The sequence below is a fragment of the Micromonospora sp. genome, assembly GCF_048594385.1.
Taxonomy (GTDB): Bacteria; Actinomycetota; Actinomycetes; order Mycobacteriales; family Micromonosporaceae; genus Micromonospora; species Micromonospora wenchangensis.
Genome location: NZ_JBMDWU010000257.1, coordinates 25,801 through 31,800 on the forward strand (window position 1 = coordinate 25,801; position 6,000 = coordinate 31,800).

The following is a 6,000-nucleotide window of genomic DNA, read 5'->3' on the forward strand; positions in this document are numbered from 1 at the left end:
GGCGATCTGATCGGAGAGCGCGTGACGCTGAGTGAGAAGACGGCCCGTGGCAACGAGCCGTTGTCGGCGCATGAACCTCAGCGTGAACCCGCCGGTCCGACTCGCGGCCGGCTCCGGAGCCTCGGACGGCGGATAGCCGATCTGGGTCCCTTCGCGCTCATCTTCGCGACCTACAGTCTCCTGGTCGATCATCTACCCAATCAGTGGTTCAGCCAGGACTGGGTGCGTTATGCCTTTGCCGTGCTGGCCGCCCTGTGCGTGGGGATCGCCCTCAAATGGCTCGTCCAGCGGCCGGGGCTGCAGAGATTCCTTGGCCCTTCGTTGGCTGCCGGCACCATGCTGCCCGGGGGCCGGGAACCGCAGCCGAGGCCGTTCGTCTCCGCACGGCAGATCATGGAGGGCACCCGGAGTCGGTTGATGGCCGATCTGCGTACCTTCAGCGGGAGCCAGGGGGAGGTCTTCGGCTGGTCGCAGTTCATGGGGGAGCAGGTCCCGCCGAGCGCCATCGGGACGTCGTACGGCCTTCGGATCGCCCTCGCCCTGGACATCAGGGAAGCGCGGCTCGACCGCCGACGGCTGGTGGAGAACGTGGTGGCGCTACAACGGCCGGCAGGGGGTTGGGTCGCCCGCTCACAACAGGATGTCGCCCGGCCGGAAGTCACGGCCTGGGTGCTCACCGCACTCGTGCGAACGGGCCTGGATCCCGCCATGCGCTCCGAGCTGGTGGGACAACTCGAACGCATGATGACGCCAGATGTCGACACTGTCGGCTGGCAGCGCGTGACTGTTCTCAGTTCGGCGATCTCGGCGCTCGCCGAGGTTGAGCCCGGCTCGGCCAAGCTCGACGAGTTGACGACCCACCTGGTGAAGGGGGCCGTCCGGCAGCAGGCGGAGGGGGAACCGTCATGCATGTCCTGGGGCATAACAGTGAACCACGGGAATGCGGTATCCGTACCGCACACCGCGAGAGCCGTGGTGGCTCTCCGCAAGGCGGCTCAGGCCGTTCGCGGTGACCGACGGGAGAAGCTCGACGAGTGTGTGGACGCGGGCATCGAATGGCTGATCCGAAACTCCCACTACGACGTCACTGATGAACAGCTACGACGGTTGACCAGTGCGGGCGACGCGATGGACACCATCATCGTCGGTCACTTCACGCCGGCCTGGGTGGCGCGGGCATTGATGTGTCGCGCGGTCGACGAGCGGCGCCTGCCGCACCTGCGGCAGGCGGTCAGGGCAGTGCTCGATCTTCAAGAGAATGGGGTGTGGAAGTGGAAAGAGGAGCGAAAGGAGCCCACATGGATGACCTATCAGGGGGTGCTGGTCGTACGGGACTACTCGATGCTGAATCTTCCCTGGCCACCCTGACCGATCGGATCCGGGTCGCGACCTGGAACGTCCGGGAGGGATTGCCCGCCGCGAGTGACGACGTGACCCGCCGGCCAGAGGCCCTGGCCCAGATGGTCGATCTCGTGGACGAGTTCGACATCGACGTGCTCGCCCTACAGGAGGTGGACTTCACCGCCGAGGGCGAGTCGGAGGTCCTGTCGGCGCTGCTCACCAGAACGGCGTTGCAGTACGCGGCCACCATGCCGCTCTCCGAGTCGTCGTTCGAGAAGGGCAAGCGGGCGGGTGTCGCTGTCGCCAGCCGCTACCCGGTCAGCCGGATCGGGGGAGTCGTGCTGCCCAACCCGCGGCTCTCCACCACCAGGGGCCGCACCGTCATGGCGCTGCACGACAAGGGAATGGTGTCCTGCACGCTCGATTTCGGGTTCACCGAGGTGACCGTCGCTTCGCTGCATTCGTTCCCCTTCCACCGGTTTGGTCGGGACGCTGGTGAGCCGGCGTTCTCCGGGATATGGAAGTCGGTGTCGGCGGCCCTGCCCCGGTCCGACAGCGGACAGGTGGTCATTTGCGGTGACTTCAACACGGAGGATCGCGACCTCGTGCTGGGCTCGATGGAGAACCCGATGGTCCGGGCGTTCGGCGAGATGGCAACGCACAACGGAATGGCCATCGACGACATTCTCTTCTCGGCTGACCTGTCGCCGGCGGTCGAGCCGAAGCTGGTGAGCAATTTCTCGGATCACGAACTATGTATGGTGGATCTCGTGTCGAGGTGGTGACATGTCGTCGCTCGTGCTGGACGCAAGCTCGATGTCGTCTGTCGAGCGGCAGATCATGGCGGCACTCGCCGGCAGTTCGGGGCAGCCGTCCGGGTCGGCCATCAGCATCCTGCGGCGGCTTGGCCGGCCGGAACGGTTGAGCGCCCTGCTCACCGAGTTACTGGACGACGACTCCCGCGCGGACGCTGTGGCCGCTCGTTCGCATCCGCATGCTCTCGGCTTCGACAAGTTCATTCTGGCCACCTTCGGTGACCTCGGCCAGTTGCGTATGCACGTCTGGTGGCCCGGGCGGGCCAGGATGCGCGAAGATATCCATGATCACCGCTTCGACTTTTCCTCGGTGGTGGTCGCCGGTCGACTCGACTGCCGCTACTACCATCCGGCCAGGAGCGGAGCGATCCTCACCCGCTATCGGGAGTCGAGCCGGGACGGCGAATCCGCCTGGCGGTTCGACCTCGTGGACATGGTGTCCGTACGGGAGACCCTGGCAGTCCAACTCACGCCAGGCTCGTCCTACTCGATGCCGTACGACCTGCTGCACCGGGTGGAGGCGGCGTCGACCACCACGGTCACTCTCATGCTCCAGGGACGTCTGTCGCGTGCCTGGTCGTCGGTCCTGATGGACACCACCGAGAAGGTGCCTGAGCGGCTGGGTCGGCGCACCTTCGACACCGAGGAGATGCGTGGCAGGTTGATGGCGCTGCGAAGCCATCTCGCCGCCTGATGGCGTGAGGAGTCACGGGCAGGTCACCCGGACGGGCCCGACTGCCCGCGCCGGGCGAGGTGGGTGGGTTTTCCGGTGTGCACCGGGTGCCGGTGGGGTGCTCGTCACCCGCCCCCGGTGCTGTGCGGAACCAGCAGGCAGCCCGGCGTACGCTCGGGATGTGACGGCGAACCGGGAGATCGACGACATCCTGCAACGCGGCGCTGACGGCGGGCGGATCACGCCCGAGGAGGCGCTGCTGCTCTACACCGAGGCGCCCTTCCACGCGTTGGGCGAGGCGGCGGACGCGGTACGCCGGCGGCGCTACCCGGACAACATCGTCACCTACCTGATCGACCGCAACATCAACTACACCAACGTCTGCGTGACGGCGTGCAAGTTCTGCGCCTTCTACCGGGCCCCCAAGCACGCCGAGGGCTGGACCCACCCGACCGAGGAGATCCTGCGTCGCTGCGGCGAGGCGGTCGAGCTGGGCGCCACCCAGGTCATGCTCCAGGGCGGCCACCACCCGGACTACGGCGTGGAGTACTACGAGGAGCTGTTCTCCTCGGTCAAGACGGCGTACCCGCAGCTCGCGATCCACTCGATCGGGCCGAGCGAGATCCTGCACATGGCGAAGGTCTCCGGCGTCAGCCTGGACGAGGCCATCGCCCGGATCAAGACCGCCGGGCTGGACTCGATCGCCGGCGCCGGGGCCGAGATGCTGCCGGACCGTCCGCGTAAGGCGATCGCCCCGCTCAAGGAGTCCGGAGCGCGCTGGCTGGAGGTCATGGAGCTGGCCCACCGGCAGGGCCTGGAGTCCACCGCCACGATGATGATGGGCACCGGCGAGACCAACGCCGAACGGATCGAGCACCTGCGGATGATCCGCGACGTGCAGGACCGCACCCGTGGGTTCCGGGCGTTCATCCCGTGGACGTACCAGCCGGAGAACAACCACCTCAAGGGCCGCACCCAGGCCACCACCCTGGAGTACCTGCGCCTGGTGGCGGTGGCCCGGCTGTTCTTCGAGACCGTGCCGCACCTGCAGGCGTCCTGGCTGACCACCGGCAAGGACGTCGGGCAGCTCGCCCTGCACATGGGCGTCGACGACCTCGGTTCCATCATGCTGGAGGAGAACGTCATCTCCTCGGCCGGCGCGCGGCACCGGTCCAACCTGCACGAGCTGATCGGCATGATCCGTTCGGCGGACCGGATCCCCGCCCAGCGGGACACCCTCTACCGTCGGCTGGCGGTGCACCACACCCCCGCCGACGACCCGACCGACGAGCGGGTGGTGTCGCACTTCTCCTCGATCGCCATGCCCGGCGGTGGCGCCGGCCGTACGCTGCCGCTCGTCGAGGCCCGCTGAGCCATCCCGACCGTCACTACGGGTAACCGATCAGGTCGTTGCGGTGACTGGCTGAATGGGTCCGGGTGTCGGCCCAGGGGATATTCGTGGTCGCCGTTCGGCCGAGGCGGCGCGGGACCAGCCCGCACAAGAGGCGGCAATTGGGGCGGCGTGCGGCACGCTGGGCGGATATCCCGCTCCCGGCGCTGCGGCGCGGGGGTTGGCGTGGCGCGGCGGTGCCCGCTAACGTGCGCCCGACGTACCTCCGCCCACCGCCTGCGGCGAGCGGATGACGAGTGTCGTACGTCCTCCATCGGCCCGGGAGGGCCGTTCATATAAAACGGGGGCGGGACGGGTGACCGTCCCGCCCCCGCTCTTCGTCCGTTCGGCCCCGTCTCGGGTAAAAACGCACGTCACGGCTGGCGTACCGGCGTCGATCTCGGATAACGTCCGCTCGGTTCGCCACATCAGTCACACCTTTCCCAGCAGTCCCTAGCCCCCCGGGGGATCGATGACTCTGTTCCACCGCTCGGCCCTGGCCCGCCTCGGCGCCGTGGCCCTGCTCGCCGTCGGTGGCCTGGCCACCGTCGCCGCCCCGGCCAGCGCCGCCGACCAGGCGCAGCTCGACCTCGTGCCGCTCAGCTCCCAGCTGGCCCTGGGCGTCAAGGAGGCCAAGGCCAAGCCGTTCAAGTTCTCCGTGCAGAACGTCCGTGGCACGGTCGACGCCAAGGACGTGAAGGTCACCGTCGAGACCGCGGGCCTGAAGGCGAACAAGGTCGGGGTGCTCAAACCGGACGCCTGCGACGTCAGCGGCACCGCGTTCACCTGCTCCCTGTCCGACCTGGGGGGCACCACCGACGACATCGCCGCCGGCACCACCGAGGAGTTCGGCATCCCGCTGTTCGGCACCGACACGCGCGGCAAGGGTGGCGTGCTGAAGGTGACCGTGAGCGGGTCCAACACCACCTCGGACTCGGTCGACCACGACATCATGGTCGTCAAGCCCGGCTACGACCTGACCACCTGGGTGCAGGACGTCTACGCCGACGTGGTGGTCGACGGTGACGAGGCCGGCGAGAGCGGACTGACCGGCGTCAAGCCCGGCGGCACCGCTCCGCTGGACTGGGCGCTCTACAACGGTGGCAGCCGTCGGGCCACCGGCATCTTCTACGGCATCGCCCTGCCGGACGGCGCCAGCTTCGTCGACCTGCCGGAGAGCTGCGTCACGCAGGACCTGGGCGGCGTGGTGGCGTACTGCGAGGACAGCGGCGCGGTGCTGCGGCCGGGCGAGTTCTACACCGCCGACGTACGGGTGAAGGTCGGCACGGGCGTCACCGAGAAGGTGCTCACCCCGGGCGTCCTGTTCGCCGCCGGGCTGACCGAGGCCGAGGGCACTCCGGAGGAGGAGCCGCAGGTCGCCAGCAAGGCGCAGCGCAAGGTCTTCACCGAGACCGACGACGGTGACAACACCTCGCTGTTCGACGTGTTCGTCGACCTGAGCACCGGCCCGAGCCCGAGCCCGACCGCTGAGCCGAGCCCGAGCACCAGCGGTCAGCCGAGCCCGAGCACCAGCGTCAGCCCGACGACCGGTGGTGGCACCGGTGGCGGCGACGGCGGTCTGCCGGTGACCGGCGCACAGGCCACCCTGATCGGTGGCATCGGTGCCGTCGTGCTACTCGCGGGCGGCGCGCTGCTGATGCTCGCCCGTCGGCGTCGGCTCGTGTTGGTGACCCCGGGCGACGAGAAGCCGCGGAGCTGACCGGAGGCAGGTCTTCCGTACCACGGTAGGACGGCGGGCGGGGTGGGCAACCACCCCGCCC

At 68.5% G+C, this 6,000-nt stretch carries 5 protein-coding genes; all 5 read left to right on the forward strand.

Features of this window, described 5'->3' with window-relative positions; all coding sequences use genetic code 11:
* Positions 1-21 precede the first annotated feature (21 nt).
* The 5 genes from ACOJTC_RS13670 to ACOJTC_RS13690 all read left to right on the forward strand — a co-directional run bounded on the left by ACOJTC_RS13670 (position 22) and on the right by ACOJTC_RS13690 (position 5,939).
* Complete coding sequence (locus ACOJTC_RS13670; RefSeq protein ID WP_420117131.1) at positions 22-1,368, forward strand: hypothetical protein; 1,347 nt, start codon at positions 22-24, stop codon at positions 1,366-1,368.
* Positions 1,299-2,126, forward strand: a complete 828-nt coding sequence (locus ACOJTC_RS13675) for an endonuclease/exonuclease/phosphatase family protein (RefSeq protein WP_420117132.1) — start codon at positions 1,299-1,301, stop codon at positions 2,124-2,126. The genes ACOJTC_RS13670 and ACOJTC_RS13675 overlap by 70 nt, the downstream gene beginning before the upstream one ends.
* A 1-nt stretch (position 2,127) precedes the next feature.
* The gene (locus ACOJTC_RS13680; RefSeq protein WP_420117133.1) at positions 2,128-2,850 is read left to right on the forward strand and encodes a hypothetical protein; all 723 of its coding nucleotides are present in this window, start codon (positions 2,128-2,130) and stop codon (positions 2,848-2,850) included.
* A gap of 160 nt (positions 2,851-3,010) precedes the next feature.
* Positions 3,011-4,201 carry a cyclic dehypoxanthinyl futalosine synthase gene (gene mqnC / locus ACOJTC_RS13685; RefSeq protein WP_420117134.1) on the forward strand — a complete coding sequence of 397 codons (1,191 nt, stop codon included), beginning with the start codon at positions 3,011-3,013 and terminating at the stop codon, positions 4,199-4,201.
* Between the two features lie 490 nt (positions 4,202-4,691).
* Entirely contained in the window at positions 4,692-5,939 is a 1,248-nt protein-coding gene (locus ACOJTC_RS13690) for an LPXTG cell wall anchor domain-containing protein (RefSeq protein WP_420117135.1), read from the forward strand.
* The last annotated feature ends 61 nt before the right edge of the window (positions 5,940-6,000 follow it).